23 protein-coding genes are annotated in these 24,382 nt (G+C 66.2%); 19 read left to right on the forward strand and 4 right to left on the reverse strand.

The annotated features are described in order from the left end of the window. Positions 1–27: 27 nt before the first annotated feature. The 18 genes from DVS28_RS09835 to dmpG all read left to right on the forward strand — a co-directional run bounded on the left by DVS28_RS09835 (position 28) and on the right by dmpG (position 18,929). The gene (locus DVS28_RS09835; protein WP_114594104.1) at positions 28–885 is read left to right on the forward strand and encodes a DODA-type extradiol aromatic ring-opening family dioxygenase; all 858 of its coding nucleotides are present in this window, start codon (positions 28–30) and stop codon (positions 883–885) included. Further along, positions 882–2,183 carry an aromatic ring-hydroxylating oxygenase subunit alpha gene (locus DVS28_RS09840; RefSeq protein WP_216826519.1) on the forward strand — a complete coding sequence of 434 codons (1,302 nt, stop codon included), beginning with the start codon at positions 882–884 and terminating at the stop codon, positions 2,181–2,183. Before DVS28_RS09835 ends, DVS28_RS09840 begins: the two co-directional genes overlap by 4 nt. Next, positions 2,183–2,668: an aromatic-ring-hydroxylating dioxygenase subunit beta gene (locus DVS28_RS09845; RefSeq protein ID WP_114591290.1), complete on the forward strand. Its 486-nt coding sequence runs from the start codon at positions 2,183–2,185 to the stop codon at positions 2,666–2,668. The genes DVS28_RS09840 and DVS28_RS09845 overlap by 1 nt, the downstream gene beginning before the upstream one ends. Positions 2,669–2,721: 53 nt before the next feature. Then, positions 2,722–3,933 (forward strand): ABC transporter substrate-binding protein, encoded by a 1,212-nt coding sequence (locus DVS28_RS09850; RefSeq protein ID WP_164710323.1) that lies wholly within the window; start codon positions 2,722–2,724, stop codon positions 3,931–3,933. A gap of 163 nt (positions 3,934–4,096) precedes the next feature. After that, the gene (locus tag DVS28_RS09855) at positions 4,097–4,831 is read left to right on the forward strand and encodes an ABC transporter permease (RefSeq protein ID WP_164710324.1); all 735 of its coding nucleotides are present in this window, start codon (positions 4,097–4,099) and stop codon (positions 4,829–4,831) included. A gap of 86 nt (positions 4,832–4,917) precedes the next feature. Beyond that, a complete protein-coding gene (locus DVS28_RS09860; protein ID WP_216826520.1) occupies positions 4,918–6,075 on the forward strand; it encodes an MFS transporter in 1,158 nt (385 codons plus the stop codon). Next, positions 6,072–6,368 carry a hypothetical protein gene (locus DVS28_RS09865; RefSeq protein WP_114591294.1) on the forward strand — a complete coding sequence of 99 codons (297 nt, stop codon included), beginning with the start codon at positions 6,072–6,074 and terminating at the stop codon, positions 6,366–6,368. The genes DVS28_RS09860 and DVS28_RS09865 overlap by 4 nt, the downstream gene beginning before the upstream one ends. Beyond that, positions 6,334–7,179, forward strand: coding sequence for an ABC transporter ATP-binding protein (locus DVS28_RS09870; protein ID WP_216826521.1), 846 nt, complete (start codon positions 6,334–6,336; stop codon positions 7,177–7,179). Before DVS28_RS09865 ends, DVS28_RS09870 begins: the two co-directional genes overlap by 35 nt. Positions 7,180–7,192: 13 nt before the next feature. Continuing rightward, a complete protein-coding gene (locus DVS28_RS09875) occupies positions 7,193–7,936 on the forward strand; it encodes an SDR family oxidoreductase (protein WP_114591295.1) in 744 nt (247 codons plus the stop codon). 68 nt (positions 7,937–8,004) lie between these two features. Then, a complete protein-coding gene (locus DVS28_RS09880; RefSeq protein ID WP_114591296.1) occupies positions 8,005–9,135 on the forward strand; it encodes an MmgE/PrpD family protein in 1,131 nt (376 codons plus the stop codon). Positions 9,136–9,168: 33 nt separating this feature from the next. Then, positions 9,169–10,518, forward strand: coding sequence for an ABC transporter substrate-binding protein (locus DVS28_RS09885; RefSeq protein WP_164710327.1), 1,350 nt, complete (start codon positions 9,169–9,171; stop codon positions 10,516–10,518). A gap of 43 nt (positions 10,519–10,561) precedes the next feature. Further along, positions 10,562–11,827: an aromatic ring-hydroxylating oxygenase subunit alpha gene (locus DVS28_RS09890; protein WP_114591298.1), complete on the forward strand. Its 1,266-nt coding sequence runs from the start codon at positions 10,562–10,564 to the stop codon at positions 11,825–11,827. 53 nt (positions 11,828–11,880) lie between these two features. After that, positions 11,881–13,920 (forward strand): acetate--CoA ligase family protein, encoded by a 2,040-nt coding sequence (locus DVS28_RS09895; protein WP_164710329.1) that lies wholly within the window; start codon positions 11,881–11,883, stop codon positions 13,918–13,920. Further along, complete coding sequence (locus DVS28_RS09900) at positions 13,920–14,408, forward strand: aromatic-ring-hydroxylating dioxygenase subunit beta (protein WP_114591300.1); 489 nt, start codon at positions 13,920–13,922, stop codon at positions 14,406–14,408. Before DVS28_RS09895 ends, DVS28_RS09900 begins: the two co-directional genes overlap by 1 nt. 133 nt (positions 14,409–14,541) lie before the next feature. Continuing rightward, entirely contained in the window at positions 14,542–15,624 is a 1,083-nt protein-coding gene (locus DVS28_RS09905; RefSeq protein ID WP_216826522.1) for a thiolase family protein, read from the forward strand. Positions 15,625–16,179: 555 nt separating this feature from the next. Further along, the gene (locus tag DVS28_RS09910) at positions 16,180–16,938 is read left to right on the forward strand and encodes a 2-keto-4-pentenoate hydratase (RefSeq protein ID WP_216826523.1); all 759 of its coding nucleotides are present in this window, start codon (positions 16,180–16,182) and stop codon (positions 16,936–16,938) included. A gap of 54 nt (positions 16,939–16,992) precedes the next feature. Then, a complete protein-coding gene (locus DVS28_RS09915) occupies positions 16,993–17,904 on the forward strand; it encodes an acetaldehyde dehydrogenase (acetylating) (protein ID WP_114591303.1) in 912 nt (303 codons plus the stop codon). Continuing rightward, positions 17,901–18,929, forward strand: coding sequence for a 4-hydroxy-2-oxovalerate aldolase (gene dmpG, locus DVS28_RS09920; RefSeq protein ID WP_114591304.1), 1,029 nt, complete (start codon positions 17,901–17,903; stop codon positions 18,927–18,929). Before DVS28_RS09915 ends, dmpG begins: the two co-directional genes overlap by 4 nt. Before the next feature lie 188 nt (positions 18,930–19,117). Here the strand turns inward: dmpG and DVS28_RS09925 are convergent, their stop codons facing one another. Further along, positions 19,118–19,381: a hypothetical protein gene (locus DVS28_RS09925; RefSeq protein ID WP_216826524.1), complete on the reverse strand. Its 264-nt coding sequence runs from the start codon at positions 19,379–19,381 to the stop codon at positions 19,118–19,120. 456 nt (positions 19,382–19,837) lie between these two features. Between DVS28_RS09925 and DVS28_RS09930 the strand changes: the two genes are divergently transcribed. Continuing rightward, a complete protein-coding gene (locus DVS28_RS09930; protein WP_216826525.1) occupies positions 19,838–20,647 on the forward strand; it encodes an IclR family transcriptional regulator in 810 nt (269 codons plus the stop codon). Between the two features lie 1,073 nt (positions 20,648–21,720). Here DVS28_RS09930 and DVS28_RS09940 read toward each other — a convergent pair. The 3 genes from DVS28_RS09940 to DVS28_RS09950 form a co-directional block, all read right to left on the reverse strand. Then, positions 21,721–22,326, reverse strand: coding sequence for a TetR/AcrR family transcriptional regulator (locus DVS28_RS09940; protein ID WP_164710331.1), 606 nt, complete (start codon positions 22,324–22,326; stop codon positions 21,721–21,723). A gap of 424 nt (positions 22,327–22,750) precedes the next feature. Then, positions 22,751–23,278, reverse strand: a complete 528-nt coding sequence (locus DVS28_RS09945; RefSeq protein ID WP_164710333.1) for a PaaI family thioesterase — start codon at positions 23,276–23,278, stop codon at positions 22,751–22,753. Beyond that, positions 23,275–24,369, reverse strand: coding sequence for a BtrH N-terminal domain-containing protein (locus tag DVS28_RS09950; protein WP_281273539.1), 1,095 nt, complete (start codon positions 24,367–24,369; stop codon positions 23,275–23,277). Before DVS28_RS09950 ends, DVS28_RS09945 begins: the two co-directional genes overlap by 4 nt. Positions 24,370–24,382: the final 13 nt, after the last annotated feature.

Below are 24,382 nucleotides of genomic sequence, written 5' to 3' on the forward strand. Positions count from 1 at the left end.
GTCCCTACGTGAGAGGAGCCGAGGTAGATGCCTGGACCCAGAATGGTTTTATGCGTGTCCCACAGCCCGCTAATGGACGGCGCCAACGGCGGCTTGGCAGGCAGCCGATTCAGCGAGGCTCTCGATCTGGCGGCGGCGGAGGTGGCGCGCTTCAGTCCTGAGCTCGTCGTCTTCTTCGGCCCGGATCATGTGCGGGCGTTCGTGGACGTCGTGCCCAGCGTCGCCGTGGTTCGCAGCGCCGTCGGGTACGGCGACTGGGGCACCCCGGACGGTGACTACGACGTTGATCGGGAGACGGCCGACAGCGTCGCGGTTGCCCTTCTCGAGTCCGGCGTTGATGTCACCGTGGGGGACGGCGTGAGGCTTGACCACGGCTTCGGGCAGAGCTGGATGCAACTCATCGGGGAGCTCGACGCCGTGCCGATGGTTCCGATCGTGCTCAACTGCGCCCGACCACCCCTGGCACCGCTCTCACGGGCGCTCGGTGTCGGGCGCCGTGTCGGTGAGCACCTGGCGCAGGACCCCCGTCGCATCATGTTCCTTGGCAGTGGTGGCCTCTCCCACTCCCCGCCGGCGCTGGAGACCGACACCAGCCACTTGTCGGAGGACGAACGGCGCCAGTTCAACCTGGACCGGGTCAAGGCTGCCGGTGAGCGCGTCGACCCCGAGTGGGACGACCGGGTGCTGACCGCCCTTTGCGCCGGCGAGCTCGACCAGCTCGCGTCGATGACCGCCGAGGAGGTGGTCGTGGCGGGAGTTGGCGCCAATGAGCTCCGGACTTGGATCGCGGCCTGCGCCGCCAGCCCAGTCCTTCCGCGCCGCGTGGCCTATGAGCCGGTTCCGCAATGGATCACTGGGATGGGCCTGATCGCGAGCCCCGCATGAGCCGGTCACTAGCCCCTGCCGAGCGCGCCCTGGAGATGGTGGACACCCAGCGGGTTCACCGCGACATTTATCGTGACCCGGAGGTCTTCATCGCCGAGATGGACCGGATCTTCGCTCGGTCCTGGGTGTATGTGGCTCATGAGTCGGAAGTCAGGGAAGCCGGCGACTACAAGACCACGCGAATTGGCACCCAGCCGGTCATCGTGAACCGAGACCGGCAGGGAGTGCTTCGGGTGATGCTCAACCGCTGCCGTCACCGCGCGGCAAGCGTGTGCCAGTTGAGGAGCGGCAACGCCACGTCCTTCCGCTGCCAGTACCACGGGTGGACCTACGACGCGTCAGGGGATCTCGTTGGGTTGCCGTTCCCCGAGGGGTACCAGCACCGCGACCGAGACGAACTCGGCCTGGTCCAGGCCGCACGGGTCGAAAGCTACCGGGGGCTCGTCTTCGCCAGTCTTGCCCCAGACGTCCCCTCGCTGGAAGACCATCTCAAGGGCGCCCGCCACTATATCGATCGCTTCATGGACCACCTGCCTGGCCACCAACTGGAGGTTGCCGACCAGGCGCACCGCATGGTCTTCAACGGCAACTGGAAGCTACAGATGGAGAACGGGGTCGATGGCTACCACGCCAACTTCACCCACCAGTCGTTCTTCGCATTGATGCAGCAGGCAACCGGCCAGCAATCCCGGTACATCTCCAGCAAGGAGGAAGCCGAGTCGGATGGCCCGACCTCGGCTCATCTGGGAAACGGGCACGGTCTGCTGGATCAGAGCCAGGCGGCGAGTGGCGTACTCCGCCAGCGGCTGCGCACCCTGCAGGACGCGCCGCCCGACAACGCCGATCTTGCCGACTTCTTCGGGGTGCCCGATGGTGAGGCGCTGTACGCCGCCACGTCGGGGCCCGGGTTCAACGTCTCGGTGTTCCCCAATCTGCAACTCATCGGCATTCAGATACGGGAGATCCAGCCGGTGGCAGTGGACCGCACCGAGGTGATCATTCGCCCGATGCTCGGAACCGGTGCCCCCACCGCCATCAACCGCCTTCGACTTCGCTACCACGAGATGTTCTATGGGATCGGTGGCTTCGGGCAGCCAGATGACATGGAGATGTTTCGGCGGGTCGACGCCGGCTTGGACGCGACCGACGACGAGTGGCTGTGGCTGGATCGCGGGAGTCGACGAGAGCGTCCGGGCGCTGAGGAGGGACAGCGCGTCGGCCACATCACCGACGAGACCCCGCAGCGAGGCCAGTACGCGCACTACCGCAAGCTGATGTCGGCTGAGGGGGGAGAGTGATGGGTGTGTCACTCAGCGAGCTCGCGGGGGAGGACATTCAGCGCTTCCTTGCCACCGAGGCCGTGCTGCTGGATGAACGCCGTTTCACCGAATGGCTGGACCTGTGGGCGCCCGACGCGTGCTACTGGATACCGGTCGACCCGGACCTGGCCGGAGGCGACGACGCGGTCAACCACGTGTATGACGACCATGCCCGTCTTCGTACGCGCGTGGCCCGTCTGCTCGGACCGGCGGCCCACACCGAAGAGCCGCCTCCGCGGTCCACGCGGGTCCACGGTCCGCCGGTTCTCAAGGCAACCGGCGAGCTGGCTCACGTCGTGACGCCGTTCGTCCTCACCGCACACCGTCAAGGCGCGACAGCCCTGGTGTCCGGGCGTTACCACCACCACCTCCGCACCACTGATGACGGTCTTCGTATCGTCACCAAACGGGTCGACCTCATCGACGCCGATGCGCCGCTGAACACGTTGCCGACCCTTCTCTGAGCCTAGCCGAACCCCGGGCAGCTGGACCGGGACCAACCCAGATAGGAATGATCGTGAACCCCCTCTCCCAATGGCGCCGCCGTGCGCTGCCACTCACACTCTTCTTGGCGCTCAGCCTCATCGCGACCGCCTGTGGCGATGACGGCGAAGACGGCACCTCGACCGCGGACGCCGCGGACGTAACCGAGGCCGACGCCACCGACGCCACCGAGGCCGATGGCGCCGAGGCCACCGAGGCCGACGCCACGGAGGCCGACGCCACCGAGGACGAGGGCGCCGACGCCACCGAGGCCGACTCCGCGGACGCCACCGAGGTGTCCTGCCCCGGCACGGAACCGATGACCCTCCGCGTGGCCGCGATCGCCGGCAGCCGAGCCATGACCACCGGTCTGTGGCTGGGCGTGGCCGAGCAGGCGGGCATCTTGGAGGAAGAAGGCCTCACGCTGGACATCGTGGACTTCCGGGCATCAGCCGACGTGAACAACGGGCTGTTGTCCGGTGAACTCGACATGGCCGTGAACGGGTCGGGCGGCATCGTGGCCACCGCGCAGGGCGGTGACGTCATCGGCGTTGGCGGCGGCGTGGACGTGTCAGTGTGGGAACCGTTGATCAACACCGAGCGCGTCACCGGTTGGGACGACTTGGCCGGTAAGACGGTCGCGGTGTCCAGCACCAGCGGTGTGGTCTGGGCGGTCCTGGGCGACCTTCTCGCCGAGCAGGGTCTGACGCATGACGACATCGACCCCGTCGTGATCGGGTCAACGTTTGAGAACTACGCGGCGCTTGAGTCCGGGCAGGTCGACTGGATCCCGGGTGCGGCCCCCGTCAACTTCATTGGTGAGGACTCCGGCTTCGAGCGATTGGGATACGCGCCCCCCGGTGGCGAGGTCCCGCTGTTCACGTCTGGGTACGTGTCCACCACCAGCGGCTTCGCCGAGGAGAACCCCGAGGCCGTCGTTCGGTTCATGCGCGCGTGGATCCGGACTGGGCAATGGGCAAAGGACCCGGCCAACTTCGAGCGTGTCGTGGAGATTGCGACGGAGGTCTCAGAGGTTGAGGAGTCCGTCGCCCGTCGTTCCATGGAGCTGTACTTGCTCGGTGACGTCCACTCGCCGTACTTCCTCGCCGAGGACGGGGAGATCAATGACGAGTCCTTGACCAACCTCGTGGACAGCATGGTCCGTCAGGAGATCCTTGAGGAGGCCCCCTCACTGGATGACCTGCGCACCCACGAATATGCACGGCAGGCCGTCGCCTGCCTCTGACGCCTTAGTCGTCCGGGCGGCCCGTCTTCGGCGGGCCGCCCGGAACCTGACACCCACTCTCGGCTAGCGAGGCATTGTGACCGACATCATTGACAGGACCTCCACGTCCACGGCCCTCAAGAAGTCCGGGTCCACCGCCACGGGGGGGCGGAAACGCCGTCGTGTGCCCCTCGCCCTGATCTCCGTGATCGGAGGCTTCCTCCTCTGGGAGGCCGCGCTCGCGGTGTTCGAGGTCAGCGAGTTCGCGCTGGTTCCACCGTCGAAGATCGTCGGGGAGTTCGTCGTCGTGATCCGGGACGGATTGATCTGGGAACACCTCCGGGTCAGCGTCCTGGCCTTCGTCCTGGGCTTCGGAGTGTCCGCGGTCCTTGCCATCCCCCTTGGGCTGTTCGCCGGCACCAGTCGACCGTTTGGCGAGATCGCCTCCCCTTGGATCGCCGGGCTCTATGCCACTCCGATGATCGCTCTCGCACCCCTGTTGATCATCTCGCTCGGCTTCGGGATCGAGGCGAAGATGGCCGTCGTCGCCTTCGCCTGCTTCTTCCCGATGGTGATCAACACGATCTCCGGCGTGAAAGCGGTGGAGAGTTCGTTACTTGATGTCAGCACCGCGTTCGGCGCCACCCGGGCCGAGACCTTCCGCAAGATTCTGCTGCCGGGTTCTGTGCCATTCATCATGGCCGGGCTCCAGCTCGCCGTCGGGCGCGGAGTGGTGGGTCTCGTCGTCGCTGACCTCTTCGGCTCGCGGGCGGGCCTCGGTCTGTTCCTGCTCAACAGCGCACAAGCCTTCAACATCGCCCGGGTGTTCGTCGCTGCCCTGACGCTGTCCATGCTCGGCGTGCTGTTCACGGCCCTGCTGCGATTCATGGAGAGCCGGATGCTCCGGTGGCGTCCTTGACCAGAGCGCCAAGCGACATCGAGGCCGCCCATCGGGGCGCTGGTGGGCGGGTTGACCGGGGTTTTCCCGTCCTGTTGGTCCTGGCGATGGCAGTGGGCCCGTACCTCCAGCTCGGTCTCACGTCGATCGCTCCCGTGCTGCGGGAGGAGATGGGGCTGTCCCGCACACAGGTCGGCGCGTTGCCGGCGATTCTCTCTCTCGCGGCATGCCTGACCGCATGGCGCTGGGGTCGCTGGATCGACAGATCTCCGGCGGGACGAGTCGCGACCGCGCTGTTCGTCTCGTCGGCGATCAGCTTCGTGGCCGCGGCGGTCGCACCGGGTTTCCTCGGCCTGATCCCGGCGGTGGTCCTGGCCGGGGTGGCCATGGGTGGGTCGAACCCGGTGACCAATGATCTCATCATGTCCCGCTATGCCGTCGGGCATCGCGGCGTCATCATGGGAATCAAGCAGTCCGGCGTCAACGCGGGGATTCTGCTGGCTGGAGTCACTCTGCCACTGGCCGCAGCTGCGGGATTCTGGCGTGAAGCCCTGTTCTTGAGCGCCGCGTGGCCGGTTGCCGGTCTGCTGCTCGTGCGTCATCAAGTCGTGCGGCAACCACATCAGCCTGATCAGGCTGACCTGTCCGTGGACGACGGGCCGCGGGAGGAGGGCGCCAGGATGCCCAGCGAGGTGCGTGTGCCCTTGCGGCTCCTCCTCGCCTACACCGGGATCATGGGGGCCGCTGTCGCCTCAGGGAGCACGTACGCCCCGCTGTTCGCCTTCGAATCCCTCGACATCGGCACGAGTTCCGCCGGGTTCGTCACGGCGATGCTTGGCGGCGTTGGATTTGCCGCGCGGTTGTCCTGGGGACGTGTGGCCGACCGTCACGCCGATCCGCGGAGACTTCTGCAGATCATGGCCCTGGGCACTGCCGGCGGCGGCGTCTTGGTTGCCATCCTCGGTACTGTTTCCTACCCCCTCCTGCTGTTGGCCCTCGCGGTGTACGCGTCGTTTTCAAGCGCTTGGGTGGTAGTGGCGATGCTCACGACGACGAGTGCCGTGCCCCCAGCTTGGTCGGGGCAGGCGACCGGCCTCGTCATGATGACGTTTTACGCCGGCTACATGATCGGCCCCGTCTCTTTCGGGTGGTTGGTCGACACCTTCAACACCTACACGCCAGCCTTCACGGCGCTCGTGGCCATGGCCTTGGTGGCGACGCTGGTTCCAACCCGCATGCACCTGAAGATCGAGGAGATTTCATGACCCGCAACGCCACAGAATGGGAGAGCCAGGGAGTCGTCGTCGCCAGCGAGTTCGCCGCGGTACGCGTCAGGCTCGACACCACGGCCAACGGTCCGCGCCTGAGAGTTGAGGACTTGGACGGAGATGCCGTCACGTACTTGGAGGCACTTGAGCTGGCCAGCCTGTGTCTGGCCAGCGATTCGGACCGTCGCCGCTGGCTTGCCGTCGGGGCCTATCAAGATCCCGTTGGCGATCCAGAACCAGCCCAGATGCACGACCGTGAACAAGGAGATGCCGATGTCCGTCGCAGCTGAGACCGAGTCGTTGGGAACCCGCGCCGGGGTGGCGATCGCCGCCAAGTCGGTGAATCGGGTCTTCGACAGTCCGGATGGGGCCACCTTCACCGCGTTGAACGACGTGCAACTGGATGTCAAGGCGGGTGAGTTCGTCGCCGTGGTGGGCCCGTCCGGCTGTGGCAAGACCACCCTGCTGAGAATCGTCATGGGCTTGGAGAAGGCCAGCAGCGGCGACGTCACCTTTGACGCGAGTGGCGACGAGGTCATCCGAAGCTTCGTGTTCCAGCAGTCCTCGCTGTTGCCATGGCGCACGGTGAAGGACAACATCGCCTTCGGTCTGGAGTTGCAATGCCGTCGCGATCAGCGCGCCACCGGAACACTTCGAATGGAGGAGCTGCTCGAACTCACCGGCCTCACCAGCTTCCAGGACTACTACCCCTCCCAGCTGTCAGGCGGCATGCAGCAGCGCGTCAACCTCGCCCGGGCGTTGGCCATCGATCCCAACGTGCTGTTGATGGACGAGCCGTTCAGCGCCCTCGACGCCATGACCAAGGAGCATCTGCAGCGCGAGCTGACTGTGATTGCCTCCCACCTGCGGGCGACCGTGCTGTTCGTCACCCATGACATCCGCGAGGCGGTGTTCCTCGCCGACCGGGTCGTGGTGATGGCCACGGATCCAGGACGAATTGTGGAGACGGTCACCGTTGACGCCCCAGACACGCGGGACGAGGAGTTCCAGCGCTCGCCCGAACTCGCGTCGCAGGCCCGGGAGATCTGGGCGATGCTGGGGCACGCGCAGCGTTCGACCGACGACGGCCAAACGTCCTGACCAGGGGCTCGTCATGGATCTTGGACTTGCAGGAAGGACCTTCGTCACGACCGGCTCGAGTCGTGGGCTGGGACGGGCGGTCACCGACGAGCTGGTCGCGGAGGGGGCCAACGTGGTCATCGCGTCGCGTGATGCTGACCGTGCGCGCGAGGTCGCGACCGACCTTGGTGACCAGGCCCACGGGGTGCGTGTGGACCTTCGCGACCCCGCGGCCGGCGTCGAGTTGGCCGAGGAGGCCCGGAACCGGTTCGGTGCCCTCGATGGCGCCTTGGTCAATCACTGGGGCCCCCCGTCGGGCGCGGCACTCGAGGTCACTGACGAGGCGGTGGCCGCGGCGCTGGATCTGGGGGTGGCTGCCGTTGTCCGGCTTGTTCGCGACATTGGCACCCGACTTCAGGAGGGCGGCGCGATGCTGGTGGTGGGTTCGGTGACGGTGCGTGAGCCGGCCGATGCCTTGGTTGGCTCAACCGTCTCCAGACCAGGTGCGTGGGCCTACATCAAGCAAGCCTCCCGACCGCTCGGGGAACGAGGGGTCCGGGTCAACATGCTGCTGCCCGGGGCGTTCGCCACTGAGCGACTACGCGAGCTGTCGGGAGGCGTCGCAGGGGACAGCGCATTCGTCCGGGACGTCCCGCTCGGGCGCGCTGGACGGCCAGAGGAGTTCGGACGGGTTGGCGCCTTCCTCCTGTCACCCATGTCGTCCTACGTCACGGGTGCCTCGCTGGTCATCGACGGCGGCTCGAGCCGGTCGCTGTGACCGCCGTGACTCCTCAACGCGCTTGGCCCCCTCACATTGCGACGGTGCCAGCGCACGATGGCCACGACGTGGCACTGCGCGACGCGATCGCCTGCATGGCTGGGGGCGCGGCGACGCCCCTGCGCCACTCGCCCCCTTCACTTGGCAGCGACCCGGGTCACCTGGCTCGCTGGCTCGCGACGGTCGGGCATGTCCTTGACTTCGATGACACGTTCACTCCGGGCCTCGCGCACCTCAGCAGTCCCACCGCCGCCGCCGCCCTCGCAATGGCGAGCCACTTGGACGGCGACGTCGCGGTCGTCGCCCAGGGACACCGCCGGGGGTGGGAGTTCATGGCCGCGATGACCCGGGCCCACCACCCCGCGCTGTATGATCTTGGATGGCACCCGACGGCGGTGTGCGGGGCGCCGGCCGCGGCGGTCGCGGCTGGCACCGTCCTGGGGTTGGATGGCGAGGACCTGACCCAGGCCGTTCGCCTCGCCGCCCTGGGGACGGGTGGGCTGCAGGCGGCCTTCGGGTCCGATGGCAAGTCGTTGCAGGTGGGCTTGGCGGCACAAACCGGCGTCACGGCCGCCCACCTGGCACGCAAGGGCACCGACCTGGGTGACCGGGTCGATTACGAGTGGGGCCGAGCGCACGGCTCGGAGTCGGCCGCCGAGCCGATGCGGTTGGACGCCGTCGTGGACAACTGGATAAAGGCGTACGCCTGTTGCCTGCAGACCCACACCTCGATCGAAGCCGCGTGGGAAGCCACTCGATCGGGAGCCACCGCAGGGGCGCCGGTGAAGGTCACGGTCCACCCCCTGTCACGGAGGGCGGCTCCGCTGGATGCCGTCTCCAGTCCCCTGGAATCGAAGTTCTCCATTCCCTACCTGACGGCGTTCGTCCTGTCCCGGGGGCGCCCGCCAACCTTCACCGACCTCCAACGGGTCGATGCCGATGCCGCCGCCCTGGTCCCGACGGTGACCGTCGTCGAGGACCCCGGTCTGCCGCAGTCCACGGCGGTCCTCCAGATTGATGGGGTCGAGGTCCGCTGTGACGCAGCACTGGGCTCCCCCGCGCGACCGATGTCGGCTCAGCAGCACGAGGACAAGGTGGACAGCTTGGGGGCCAGCCAAGTGGTGGGACTCCTGGATCGGCCCGGAACGCCGGCCATGTCGGTGGTCGCCGTCCTGATCGAACGCGTCGGGCTCGACTGAATCGGACCGGCCGGGCGAGCCGGCCTGAGTGGCGTGCCACTGACCGGAATCCCCCGGTGTTCCCGCTTCGCGGTCCTGACCAGAATCCCCCTGACGAGCCACCCGCCGGTCCGGTGCCTTCGTTGCACGGTCATTCAAGGATCGCCTAGAGCCAGGAGTCGCACGATGTTGATCCCCTCCGAGTTCCGATTCACTTGGACAAGGGCTCTTGCCCTGACCATGGTGCTGCTGGGTGGCCTCACGGCGTGTTCGTCCAGCGACGACGACACCGCGACGGCTGACGACGATTCGGCACGCGTCAGCGAGGCACCATCATCGACGGGCGACGACGACGGGGCGGACAGCGCGGCATCCGCGGACGACACCGCCGCCGACGCTGAAACCGACACGGCGACCGTGGTTGAGGATCCATGTGCACCGGGTGCGTCGGAACCCACCCTTGTCACCGTCGGGCTCCAGACCGGGCGCCACGGGATGACAACCGGCTACTGGATCGCGATGGCCGAGGAATTCGGGTACTTCGAGGAGGTCAACATCGAGATCGACGACGTTGCCGCTTCGAGCGCCACGGACCTGCTCAACGGGCTGACCGCCGGGGAACTCGAGGTCAACGTCATGGGCTCCGCGGGCATGATCTCGGCCTCCCAAGGCGCTGACATGATCGCGGTGGCCGGTGCGGTCAACTCCTCGATCTGGGAACCCATCTCCGCGTCCGAGTTCCAGACCTGGGACGACCTTCGTGGTGCGACGATCGGGGTCTCCAACGTCAATGGCGTCAACGCCCACGCGTTCCGACAAATGGCCGAGCTCGCTGGACTGGACCCGGAAACCGATCTGGAGTTCATCCAGGCAGGCGCAACAGCCGAGGCCTTCCTCGCGCTGCGCGGTGGACAGATCGATGCGCTTCCGGCCGCCCCGCCGACCAACTTCCTGGCCGCCGATGAGGGCTTCACCACCTACGGTTTCGCTCCTGAAGGGACCGACGTGCCGAAGATCTCGGCGCTGCAGATCCTCACCTCGCGTGAGTGGGCCGAGTCCAACGATGTCGTGCTGACCTGCTTCATGCGGGGGATCCTGCGGCTGATCGACTTCGTGGAAGACCCCTCCAACCGGGACGAAGTCATCGAGGTCTCGCTCCCGATCCTGCAGGGGGGTTCGTCAACGATTGAGGACGAGCACTTGATCCAGGCAATAGAGCTGTACATCGATGACCCGCTCCTGGCGCCGTACGTCTGGCACGACCTCCACCTCCCCGAGGACTCCTTCCAGGCGGCGATGGACATCTTCATCGCGGGCGGATCAATCGAGGCGGACAACGCGATCGCCTACGAGGACTTCGTCGACCACACTTACATCGACGCGGCGATCGCCGCCGAGGAGTGAGGACGTCTGCCCCCGGGCCCACGGACCACGAGGAGGAGCCAGCATGTTGACGTTGAGTGATCGCATCACTGACGAGCGAGTCCACGGATCGCTCTACACCGACCAGGCCGTCTACCAGCAGGAGATGGATCGCATCTTCAGGATGGGGTGGCTGTTCGCCGGTCACGCGAGCGAGATCCCCCAGCCGGGGGACTACGTGACCCGCGACATCGCCGGGGAACCCCTCATCCTGTCACGGACGGTTGAGGGGGAGATCCGGGTGCTCTTCAATCGGTGCGCCCATCGTGGGAACCGGGTGTGCGTGCTCGACCAGGGCAACGCCACGTCCTACCGCTGCCACTATCACGGCTGGACTTACCGCAACGATGGCCAGCTGTCGGGGATTCCTTTCGCCAAGGGGTACGAGGAACCGCTGGAGGACTTGCGGAAGTCGATGAGCATGGCCCCCGTCCCCCGGAGCGAGGTTCGGCACGGCTTCGTCTTCGTGTCGCTGGCCGAGGACGGCCCCGACCTCGACACCCACATGGGCGATGGTGGGCTGGACATGCTGGCGCGGTTGTCCGGCATGTCGCCCACCGGCGAGATCAGCCTTGGAAAGGGCTGGCTGCACCACCGCCTCGGCGCCAACTGGAAGGCGGTGATGGAGAATCAAGTTGACGGCTACCACGTCCAGTTCACCCACGCTTCCCTTTTCGAAGGGGCCAGCGGACCGCGCAAGGGCATCACCTACGGACAGAAGAGTGGGGCTGCGGTTCGGGACCTCGGCAGAGGACACTCCGAGATCCTGTTCGAGGCCGAGCACCGGCGTCAGGACCAGGAGTTCCTGTGGATCGGGTCCGCAACCCGTGCCAAGCTGCCGGAGTACAGCCGCGCCATGGTGGAGGCCTACGGAGAAGAGGAGGCCCACGACCGATTCGTCGCCGGCCCGCCCCATGGCGTGATCTTCCCCAACCTCTTCCTCGCGGAGTTCAACATCTTCGTGGTCGAGCCGGTATCGGCGGGCGTGACCAACAGTTGGACGGCGGCCATCACGATCCCAGGCTGCGACGACATCTCGCTCCGCCAGCTGCGGCGGTCCGAAGCCGCCATGGGCCCCGCCGGAATGCTGATCGCTGACGATTCAGAGATCGCGGAACGCAACCAAGCCGGTTTCGGCGCGAACCAGCCGGAATGGGTCGACTTGACCCGCGGCCGCGCCGGAGTTGTCCCGGACCCCGAACTCTCCTACGCCCAGCTCGACCCCGATCTCACTGGTGAACTCCCACAGCGGGCGTTCTGGCGCCAGTACAAGTCGCTGATGGTGTCATGAGTCCAACACCACCTGAGCGACGCGGGATTGACGCCCTGCTTCGCCCCTCCAGCGTGGCCGTGGTCGGGGCCACTGCCGAGGAGACCAAGTTTGGCGGGGCGGCGCTGCGCAACCTTGTGGACTTCGGCTTCTCCGGGACCATCCATCCGGTCAACCCGTCCCACTCAACCATCGCGGGACTCCCCTGCGTCGCCTCCTTGAGCGATCTCCCGCCCGGCTCGGTCGAACTGGCGGTCATGGCCGTCCCGAGCCGTTTCGTGGTGCAGGAGTGCCAGGCGGCGGTGGCGCACGGGGTCGGCGCGATCATTGTCTTTGCATCCGACCTTCCGCCAGAGGACCTTGCGGAGCTCCGCGAACTCGCGACCACGAGCGGGGTCAGGCTCTTGGGCCCGAACACCTCGGGGCTCTCAAACTTGCGCGACCGATTCGTGCCGCGGGGGGCCAAGACCCATTCTCGCAACCTGGGACCGGGGAACGTGGCGGTGTTCGCCCAGTCCGGCGGGCTGAGCGCCACCATCACCAACCTCCTGCCGCCCTACGGTGTCGGGCTGGCCTACACCGTCTCAGTCGGACAGCAACTCGATGTCGATCTGTGGGACCTGACCGACCACGCGGCCGGCGACGACGACATCGACACCATCGTGGTCGCCGTGGAGGACGTCACCCGGCCGGACGCGATGGTCGCGGCCGTCCGGCGGGCGGTCACGACCGGCAAGCTGGTGGTCGCGTTGCGTCTGGGGCGGACGGCGTCTGGAGCCGCGGCCGTCGCCACTCACACCGGGGCGATCGTTGGTGACGCCGGTCCGAGCCTGGACCTGCTCGCCGCTGCGGGAGCGCTCGTCGTTGACGACATCGACATGATCGCCGCCCTGATCGGACTGAGGAACCTGCTCCCACCCACCGTCCGCGGTCTGGACCGGGTCGCGGTGATGACGACGTCAGGAGCCGAGGGGGCGCTCATCGCCGACGTCCTTCACGACGGCGGCTGTGCGCTCCTCCCCCTGCCCGACGAGAGTCAAGCGTGGGTCGGGGCCAACCTGCGAATGGTGCCGCCGACGAATCCCCTTGACACTGGTGGGGCGATCGTGACCGATCAACGATCGATTGCGGAGACCTTGACCCACTTGCGGACCCTTGATCGCGACATCGATCTCGTCTTGGCGAACATCACCGCGTTCGCCGACAACTACGAGTTCGTCTATGAGTGCGCGCATGACGGCGCGAGTGCGGACCTGCCGGTCCCGATCGTTCTGGCAGCACGGCACGTCGAGGGGCTCAATGACAAGGGCATCGCCCACCTCCGACAGGGGGCGTTCCCGCGCTTTCGTTCGGGTCCGTTCGCTGCCCGGGTCATCGCCAGGTACAACACGTGGCTCCGCGCCTCCACGACACTACCGGGACTGCATCTCAGTGGGTCACGGCCCGGCGTCACCACCGGGGCACCCGTCACTCTGCCCTATTGGCAGTCGCGCCTCCGACTCGCCTCGGCCGGATTGGGCTTTCCCGCTGGGGACGTGGTCGACGACGCCACTCTGGCCGGCAAGGTGGCCGCCGACATCGGTGGCCCGGTGGCCCTGAAGCTGTCTTCCACCACCCTCAACCACAAAACCTTGGGTGGGGGAGTGGCCCTTGGACTGACCGATGCCGAGGCGGTCACGTCAGCGGCGGAGCGCATGCTGAGCATGGCGCGTGACAACGGCGATGCCTCGGCGGTGGTCAGCGTCGAGGCCATGATGCCCGCGCCCGTCGAGCTGCTGCTCGGTGCCGTACGGGATCCCGCGCTGGGTCCCTGTGTCGTCCTCGGGCTGGGTGGCTCGGTGGCTGAGGCACTTGCTGAGGTGGTCACCCTTCCCATCCCCCTCGAGCGCGACGCGGCCGCCTGGATGCTGGATCACTCGGCCCTGGGGCGGATGCCTCTGGTCACGGCGCACCGCGGCGCGATTGAGGACGCGGTCGTGGCGTTGGCCTCATGGTTGGACCACCACGACGACGTCGTCTCGGTGGACATCAATCCGCTCGCCCTTTCGTTGGACGGGACCCTGACGGCGTTGGATGCCCGGGTTGTCCTCCACGTTGTCCCTGAGGAACGCTGATGAACGCATCCACGCTATCGGTCGAACGGCGCTTGGCCGTCCACGACTTCCTCAACCATGAGGCCGAGTTGCTCGACGCCCACGAATACCGGTCCTGGTTGGAGATGTGGGAGGACGACGGGATCTACTGGGTCCCCGCGTCGGACCGCTCCGCTGATGATCCTGACTCGGCCATCAACATCATCTATGACAACCGTCGCCGGATCGAACGCCGCGTGGCGCAGCTGGAGACTGGGTTGCGGCATGCCCAGATCCCCGCGTCGCGGTTGGTGCGGACGATCGGGACAATCTCGGCAACGGCCAGTGACGAAGGCGTCGATGTCCGCATGGCGTTCGTCCTGGTGGAGTCACGGAGGGAGCAGCACGTGTGGTCCGGACGGGTCGAGTACGCCCTGCGCGCCCGGGACGAAGGGTTCGGGATCCGTCAGAAGAAGGTGCTGCTGGTCGATCCGCGGAAGCCGCTGCGCACCCTGGCCTTCCTTCCGTGATGTCGCACGGTCTGACCGGGGTCGTGCGGCCAGGGTCGCACCTGAGCCCGGCGCGGGCAGGGTCGCTGCGGTGAGGGCGTCAGTCGCCGGCCTCGGTCTGACGCCGATGACCACCACCCCTGGGCCCGACGTCGTGTCCCTCGCCGTGGCCGCCTTGAGGGACGCCGTGGCTGACGCCGGGGTTGCGCTGTCCGACCTGGATGGGCTGCTCATCAACCGCAGTGGCGTCCCAGGCGATGGCAGCCTGTCATTGGACCTGGCCCGCACCGCTGGACTCGACGGGCTCGGCGTGCTCAAGGAAGTGGAGTGTCGAGGGACGACCGCGGCGCTGATATTGGCCGACGCATTCGCGTTGGTTGAGTCCGGAGCGGCCCAGACCGTCGCGGCCGTCTTTGCTGATGCACCGATTCGTCAGGGGGGGTCTGCCGGTGCCGGCTTCGCGCAATACGTCGGGAGCGGGCACCCGCGAGCGGTCGAACGGTCCGCCGGACTGCTCGGCGCGGTCCCGGCTTATGCACTGATCGCCGCGCGATACGCGGCCCTCCACGGCCTTTCCACCGAGGCGCTTGCCACCGTCGCGCTGACGACGCGCCAATGGGCGAGTGGCAACCCCCTCGCCGTGGCACGCGAGCCGCTGACGATGGAGGCCTACACCGCGAGCCCCATGGTTGCCACGCCCCTTCGTCGGCTGGACTGTGCTCGGCCCGTCAACGGGGCCGTGGCGTTGGTCGTCACCGCGAAGGGTTCCGATCATCCCACGGTGCGCGTCGTCGGTCAGGGAGGGGCTCACCCGGTCCGTCGCCGAATGGGCCCAGCCGAGAGCTGGTTCGACGACCACGTTCTCCCCGCAGCCGACACGGCGCTCCGGCAAGCCGGGATCACACGGGAGAACATCGATGTCCTTCAGCTCTACGACCCCTTCACGATTGTCACCCTGTGCTTGCTCGAAGCCCATGGCTTCGCCCCACCCGGCGAAGCGGCGGGTTGGATGCGGGACGGCCATGGCGCACCCGGCGGGACACTCCCGCTCAACACCGGCGGCGGGCAACTATCGGGGTGGTACCTCCAGGGCATGACGCCAGTCGTGGAGGCCATCATCCAACTGCGCGGTGACGGTGCAGGCCGACAGGTCCCGGACGCGCGGACCGCCTTCGTGGCAACGATGGGCGGTCGACTGGACAATCATTCCACGCTCGTCCTACGACGGGAGGACTGACCATGAGTGATTGGCTTGTCGACGACACGCTCGCTCCACCGGTCACGGAGCGATGCGAGCCATTCCACGCGGCGGCTTCGAACGGACGCGTGGTGCTGCCGTCCTGTGAGGCCTGCGCGGGGCCGGTCGAACTCGATCAGGTCGCCTGTCACCGATGTGGCGCCGTCGGCACCGTGTGGCATGAAGTGCCGCGACGCGCCAAGGTCCACGCGTCCTCGTTGGTCCATCGTGTCGCCCCCCCGCAAATCCTGTCAGACCAGCCCTATCTTCTGATTGACGTCGAGTTCGAGAGCGGGCACCGTTTGGTGCTGACCACGACTCGGCCATGGGCGGAGCCACCAGAGATTGGTCTGGAGGTACCCATTGGGTTTCGCCGCGTCGGCGAGGTGCACCTCCCCGCAGTGGATACGCCCTTCCGTTGACTGGAACGGGTCCATGTCCCGCCGGTTGGCCCGTCCGTACGCTGCGAAGCGAGATACCGATGGGTTGCCTCGGTCTGACCGAGGCAGAGATGTTGATTGAAGGGTGCACGAGCAAATGGGCCTCCACGAAGACATGGGTGACCGGCTGTACACGGCCATGCAGACCGGTGAGGCGATAGACCCGCTCACCGACGAGCTACCTGACATGTCCGTGGATGACGCCTATGCGGTGCAGACCCGGTTGGTCGAGCGACTCAGCCAGGACGGTGCGACAGTCGTCGGCTACAAGCTCGGCCTCACCTCCCGCCCGATGCAGCAAATGATCGGGGTCGACCAACCCGACTTCGCACCGGTCCTGTCCCACATGGTCCACGACGAGTCGTCCCCGGTTGACCTGTCCCGCTTCATCCAGCCGAAGATCGAGGCCGAGATCGCGCTGGTCCTCAAGGAACCGCTTCGTGGCCCGGGCGTGACCACCCTTCAGGCGGGCCGGGCTGTCGCGGGGGCTGTGGCCTCCTTGGAACTCGTCGACAGCCGGGTCAAGGATTGGAAGATCCGGTTGGCTGACACGGTCGCTGACCTGGCCAGTGCGGGCGCCATCGTGCTGGGTCAAACCCTCGCCCCGCTCGAAGGCTGGGACCTACGGCTGTCCGGAATGATGGTCGAGCGCAATGGTGAATTGGAGGACACCGGGGCGGGTGCCGCGGCCCTCGGCAGTCCGCTGGCCGCTGTTGCGTGGCTGGCCAACACGCTCGCACCGTACGGCGTGGAGTTGCAGCCGGGCCACGTAATCATGACGGGTGCGCTGCACCGCGCGTTCGAGGTGGAGCCGGGCGACCTGGTTCGAGCAGAGTTCGACCGAATCGGTGCCGTCACCGTTCGATTCGTGTGACCTCTCCGAGATACAAACCAAGACGATACCAACAACGTTGGAAGTGAGGACTAGATGAGTTCAGTACCCTGCGCAATCGTCGGATCCGGGAACATCGGCACCGACTTGATGTACAAGCTCCTGCGATCGCCACACCTCGATCCGGTGGCGATGGTTGGTATTGACCCGAAGTCTGAAGGTTTGGCCCGGGCCCGCCGGGAAGGGTTGGCGGCCACGGATGAGGGGGTTGACTGGCTTATGGCCAATGTCGAGGACCTCGGGGTCACGACCGTCTTCGAGGCCACTTCGGCATGGGTCCATCGTCAGAACGCCCCGCGATATGAGGCCGCGGGGATGCGCTGCGTTGATCTCACTCCGGCCAAAATCGGACCACTGGTGGTGCCGCCGGTCAACCTTGACGAGCACCGTGACGCCACCAACGTGAACCTGATCACGTGTGGAGGACAAGCAACCGTACCGATGGTGCATGCGGTGAGCAGGGTCTCGTCGGTTCGCTACGCCGAGATCGTGTCGTCCGTCGCGTCGGTGTCAGCGGGCCCCGGGACGCGCCAGAACATCGACGAGTTCACACTCACGACCTCCAAGGCCCTTGTTGAGGTGGGCGGCGCCCAGACCGGTAAGGCCATCATGGTGCTCAATCCCGCTGACCCCCCGATCCTCATGCGCAACACGGTGTTCTGTGCGGTCGAGGAAGACCATGACAAGGACGCGATCGTCGACTCCATTCACCGCATGGTGGCCGAGGTGTCGGCGTATGTACCGGGTTACCGCCTCGTGGCCGACCCTGTCTTCGAGAATGGTCGCTACGACACACCGCGTGGCGAGGTTACGACCCGCGTGGTTGTCCTCCTCGAAGTCGCAGGCGCAGGGGACTTCTTCCCGCCGTATGCAGGCAACCTCGACATCATGACCGCCTCTGCGGTGCGCGTGGCTGAGTCCGCCATCCCCTCCGGAGTTTCCGTATGACCACTGCAACCACCAACGCTTCGCCCGCCTTCCGTCTGACCGACTCGACGCTCCGGGACGGGTCCCACGCGGTCCATCACCAGTTCACTGCCGGACAGGTGAGATCGGTTGTCGTTGCCCTCGACAAGGCCGGCGTCCCGGTGATCGAGGTCACCCATGGAGATGGACTGGGCGGGTCGTCGTTCAACTATGGCTTCTCCGGAACCCGGGAGATGGATCTCATCAGCGTGGCCGTCGAGACTGCCGAGCGGGCCCGCATCGCGGTCCTCATGGTGCCCGGTATCGGGTTGAAGGACCACCTGCGCGAGGTGGCGGAGAAGGGCGTGCAGATCGCGAGGATTGCGACGCACTGTACCGAGGCCGACGTCACCCAGCAGCACATCGGACTCACGAAGGAGCTGGGCATGGAGGCCGTTGGTTTCCTCATGCTGGCCCACAAGCTGTCGCCGGAGGACCTCCTCGAGCAAGCCCGAAAGATGCAGGATTATGGTGCTGACTGCGTCTACGTAGTGGACTCTGCCGGTGCGCTGACCATCAGCGAGGCGAAGCGACGCGTGGCCACGCTCAAGGCGGGCCTGGACGTCGAGGTGGGAATCCACGCCCACAACAACCTTTCCCTGGCGGTGGCCAACTCCCTCGGAGCCCTTGAAGAGGGCGTCGACCAAATCGATGGCTGCAGCGTCGGGCTCGGCGCGGGCGCGGGCAACTGCCCCACTGAGGTACTCGTGGCGGTCTGTGACCGGCAGGACATCCCAACTGGCGTGGACACGTTCAGCGTCATCGATGCTGCCGAGACCGTGGTCCGCCCGCTTCAACCCACCCAAGGGGTCATCGACCGAGACGGGCTGCTTCTCGGCTACGCGGGGGTCTATGGCTCCTTCCTGCATCACGTCAAGGCGGCTGCGAGCCGGTACGACGTGTCGTCGAGCGACATCATCCTGGAGCTGGGACGCCGAGGCATGGTCGGTGGACAGGAGGACATGATCATCGACGTCGCGCTGCAACTGAAGTCGGGTGGCGCATAAGTCTCCATCGAGCCGTAGGACAGGCGAAGGCAGCAGGGGAGAGAGGCACGTCGGGTCGAATCCTCCAGAGTCGGCTTGCCAAGCACTACATGCCGTCCAGGGGCCATTCCTCCTCGCTGCGGGTGCATTGAGGAATGTGTCGCAAGCCACGTACCCGAACCGCTGCTAGTGTCGAACGCCGCAGATGGTCATCGCCGCGTGTCGAACCGCGCCGCCGGGTTGGACGGATGTGCCAGATCAACCTCGACGAAGCGGGCTGTCGCCGTCACGATCCGTCGCCCGGCTTGGGACGCCGAGGCTTCCATGTACAGATCGCGCCCGCGACGACCGACCAGCGTTGCGGAGAGTTCGGTATCGACATCGAGCTGCGTGGGCAGTCGATAGGTGACGTGTAGGTCGCGCGTGACTGCAGGGACCATGATGCGTACCAAGACGAATCCCGAAGAGATCATCCAGAATCGCCGCTACGGCGCGCCGTGTGCAACGTCGGGCGCGCCACCATGGGTGATGTCGAACCTCTGGATGGCACGAACGGCCTGACCTTCGGCGACGTAGACCTTCAAGCCGAGACCTGGTTCGCCAATTCGGCCATCAGTCAAGGCGCTCAGGCGGGGGCGCCGCCGTCGCATCGGAGGGTTCCGTCATGACCCCTGGTTCCACGTCAGCGACCGCTGCGAGGGAGCCGCAACGGACCGCGCTCCTGGGATTGAAATGCAGCGTCTGCAAGATCGCGTGGCGTGGGATTCGTCCTGAGCCATCCACGGCCCGAGTCGAGCTCCCACTCCTGCCGACCTTCGACCGACGGTCGAAAAACCAACTATCACATTACAAATAGAATGATGGTAGGGTGGCGCCAGAATCCTAGAGCGCCGCATTCTGGCGGTGGCCTCGCACGCGGGAGCCGAATGATGTTGTCATCAGACCCCTTGGAGACGTCTGTTGTTGGGCGGGCGTTCTCGATCCTGTTCTGCTTCGATGGTCGACGTCACGAGCTGAGCCTCGCGGAGATCACTGAGCGCGTCGGCCTGCCGAAGACGACCGTGCACCGACTGGCCGCCCACTTGCTGGAGCAGGGGGTCCTCGAGCGCGGTTCCGCCGGCTGCTACCGGCTGGGGATGCGGCTCTTCGAGCTCGGGAACCTCGTCCCGAGCCAACGGAGGCTCCGATCGACCGCGCTTCCTTTCATAGAAGACCTCTACGAGGCCACCCACCAAGTCATTCACTTCGGGGTCCTGGACGACATCGAAGTCATCTACCTCGAACGCATCACTGGCCATGACGGCGTAAGTTGCCCTACCCGGATCGGCGGACGAATGCCGGCGCACTGCACGGCGGTAGGAAAGGCCATTCTTGCCCACCGGCCGGAGGCGCTGGGGCGCACAGTCCAGGCGGGCCTGTCCCGGCGTACCCCCCACACCATCGCGGACGAGGCGCGCCTTGTAGCGGACCTCCAGGAAATCGCCCGATCCGGTCTCGCCTATGACTGGCAAGAAGGCCAGGTGGGAGTGTCCTGCGTCGCGGCTCCAGTGTTCAACCGGGACGGCAAGGCTGTTGCCGCCCTTTCCGTGACCTCGCATGCCATCCACAAGCGAAGCGAACGTTTTGCCGGGGCGGTACAAGCCACAGCGGCGTCGCTGACTCGGACGCTGCGCCATATGCCCGACGCCTATTGGGACCACAGTGACTTGTCCGCTGAACTCAGGGGCTCCTCGGCCTGACAAGGCGTTGCGCGCTTCCATCCATCGGATGGCCGAGTCGGGAAGATCCCGGACCTCGGCTGGCCCCCGGAGCTCCGGGCCACCGGTCTCGCGCGCGTCCCAAACGGTTGCTGAGGGCCAGCATGGTTCTTGGCCTGCCCTTGGTCGCCGACATCCGCCGGGCGATGCCGGCTCCCTACGCACTACCTCGCGGCCGAGGGGATCTCGATGTCCCGGGTCAGCAGCGCGCGGATGCAGGAGTTGCGGAGATCGCGGAACTGCCTGTCCGGCATGCCGAGTGCCTGGACGGCGGGGTTCCAGATGCGGTTGCGGTAGTGGTTGCGGTCGACCGGGTCGGTCTCGCGAGGTCTCTGGTGTCGACCTTCGCTCGGGTGTACTCGCGGGCCGTGGCCAGTGAGACGTCCAGGTCCGCGGCGATCTCGCGCAGCTCCTTGGCGCGTTGCACCTTGGCTGCCGGGAGCTGACGCCCGCCGATTGCCGGGAACAGCAGGTCGCCGGTGTCGAGCTGCAGGCGGTCGAGGTAGGCGGCCAGTCGCTGGGGGAGCGGGCCGAGCAGGGGAGTGGTGCGCTGCTCGCCATGCTTGGCGGGCTCGCCGACAAAGAGCCTGCCGTGGTGGACGGCGTAGGCGGTCCAGCCCCCCGTACTGTCAGGGGCTGCTGTCAGGACCGGGATGAGGACCGCCTTCAGGATGACCCAGGAGGCATGGATGGAGCTACGCGCGATGCGAGCGTTGCGTGAGGCTGGCGCGACGTGGAAGGAGATCGGCGAGACTGGCGAACGGCCAAGAAGTCCCTGACCGATGAGCAGGGCAAGCCGCCGAAGTACGGGCCCCGGCGCCGGTCGCCTGGCCGGGTCATCGATCCGTTCACGGCGGTGATCGATGCGTGGTTGCGGATCGATCCGCTACTTGCGGGCGACCACGATCCACGAGCGGCAAGGGCCGTGTCGAGTGTCAGGTCTCCATCGCCCGCAACCAGGTGCTGGCGGGCCGTGCGTTCACTTCCACCGATGACATGGACGCCTTCGCAGGCGTACCGCGCGTCGCTGCTGCGGTAACACCGTTCAGCTCTGCTCACCGAGGACCATCTCCAATTGTCAACCCACCGAGCATCCAATCGACAACTTCTTGGGTCAGCGCATCCAAGCTCAGCGTCCCCTCGGGCCGGTACCAGATAGGAATGGAGTTCAATCCACCGAACATGAGCTTTACCGCCGGCCTGACCGGCAAGGACCTGAACTCACCTGCCTCAATCCCTTCTTGCAGGATCTGGATCAGCCGACGCTCATGTCTCTCTCGGACATCGGCAAACTGTTCGTGCGTGGAACGATCCAGCAGTACATTCACGTTCTCACCCAGTACCTGACCCTCCACGGACGTTGCGACGACTGTCACGTGAGCCTTCACGAACGCTCGCAACTTTGATTCCGCAGATCCCTCCGTCAAAGCCGCCTGTTTGGCGATACGGGACGTCACCTGCTCCAGGATCAGTGCCAACAACTGCTCTTTGCTGCTGACGTAGTAGTACAGGCTGGCCTTGGACAAGCCGATTCGCTCGCCTATGCGTTCCAATGTCGCGTTGGCGAACCCCTGCAGCGCGAATTCCTCCGCGGCCGCTTTCAAGATCATCTCGCGTCGCAACTCATGCCGGCGCGACTGACGACAATTGTCTGGTGCCAAGCTACTGTGCCTCCTGTGCCATCACTATGGCGCCATGGTTCAAAGAGGGCGAACGACACCCCACGGCGAGGGAACCGAGACGGGCCGAATGGAGGTCAGAGGCGTCGACCGGTTCCGCGCTACTCAGCAGTGCAGAACGTTCGGGCAAGCATGCCCAATCGCGGGCGAGCCGCCCTGGCCACGCCAGAGTACCGCACAGTCCGCGCCGGCCCTGCGATCGGGTGACCGCCGAGCTGGCCTGACGTTGTGGAGTCGGCGAACGGCAAGTTGGGCGAGTGACTGGGCTGCAACGACTACCTGCCGAGCTACCAAGAAGTCTCAACCACCCTTTGCGGCGAAGATCCGCACACTCGCAGTCCCCCACGAAATGGAGCCAAACCCCGTTGGTTCGTCGACAATGGTCAGGCAAAGCACAGGCGGACGCTCAATCCTGGAGGTCGAACCGGGCGGATGGGTCGAAGAGGTGCGCGACGTCCACTTCGACGAAGTGGGCCGACGCCGTGACGATCCGACGCCCTGCCTGGCTTGCCGATGCCTCCATGTACAAGTCTCTCCCGCGACGCTCCACGAGCGTTGCGGAGAGCTCGGTATCGACACCGAGTCTCGTCGGCAATCGATAGGTGACACGGAGGTCCCGTGTCACGGCAGGCACCATGACACGGACCAGGACAAATCCGAACAGGTCATCCAGAACCGCGGCGACGGCCCCCCCATGTGCCACCCCCGGGGCGCCACCGTGGGAGACGTCGAACTGCTGTGTGGCACTGACAGACTGGCCCTCGGCGGCAAAGACCTCCAGCCCCAGACCCGACGGGTTGTCTTTCCCGCACACGAAGCACCACGCGGCGTGCGACGGCAAGCGATCTCCCGCGACCCACTCCCTCTGCGCGAAGGCCTCTTTGATCGCTTGGCCGAGCGCCGCAGGATCTTGTTCTCCGTCGCCGGCAGTCACCGGTCGATCCTGACGTCGCCGTGCCAGCTGGACGTTGCTGCTCGTTCTAGGTCTCCACAGGCCGAACGTTCGATATTCACGAGCTCGTTCGCGAGATCGGCGAGGTCGCTTTGCGGTACCGAGTCGTTGGAAGCTGCAGCAGCCAACTCTGACCAGACACGGGCCGCGTCCGTCCACGATCGGCCCGCGAGCGCGAAGGCTTCGCTGTCGAGGAGGGACGCCGCGTCCTTGCAGAACTGGGCTTGAAGTCGTCGGAAGAGCCCACCGCCCGTTCCTGCCTTTTCGATGAAGACAGCCAACGCCTGGCGGGACTGGGCCAGGGACTCCGCATCCATCGTCTGCGGCCAGGACCTCAGGTCGGTCGCGAACGTGTCCAGGCCCGGAAGGCCGCTCCCCGTGACGGAACTCCCCGGCCTTGCAAGCGGATCCAGGCTCTGCCCAGCGCCCTCGCGCATCCCACGTGCCGATTCCTGGGCCGCGGACCTGGCTGCCGTCTCCAGATCCGGCAGTTCGGATGGGAAGCGCATCGGCCATGTCGCGTAGCGGACCGGATCGGGAAACCCGATGGAGGACCGGGCGCGGTCAAGATCATCGATGCTGAGCACCTGTGGGTCGAGTCGGTCGTTGTCGACGACTGTCACCGTCCCCGCGTTTTCGTCGTAGCCGATCACAACGATGTCGTGTCGGGTGTTGGAAAGCCGTACACGCAGGTAGGGCAGGAACGCGATATCGGCGTTCAGCATGACCGGTTGCCCCTGATCCAGCTGATGGGTGACCCAGCGCCAGGCTAGTCCCGGATCGTCTGTCTGTTTCCTGGACGTCGTGATGCCGAGTCTCGAGCACACGTTCGCTTCGAAGTCGGCATTGCGCCCGACGAGGTATATCGGCGTTCCCAGGTCGGGTACCCGCAGGTACATGAATGTCAAGGCCCCTCCGAGGCCGAAGACGAGCCCCTCGCTGAGCGGCGACCCCCAGTCCAGGCCGGCCCAGGTGAGAAGGTCTCGCATGGCTCCGGAGCCGCAGTGACCGCCAAGTTGCTCCGGGTAACCCGTTATGCGTGCTGAACCCACTGACTTGCCGCTTGTTCGCATGCGACCCACCCTA

The organism is Euzebya pacifica (genome assembly GCF_003344865.1).
Classification (GTDB): domain Bacteria; phylum Actinomycetota; class Nitriliruptoria; order Euzebyales; family Euzebyaceae; genus Euzebya; species Euzebya pacifica.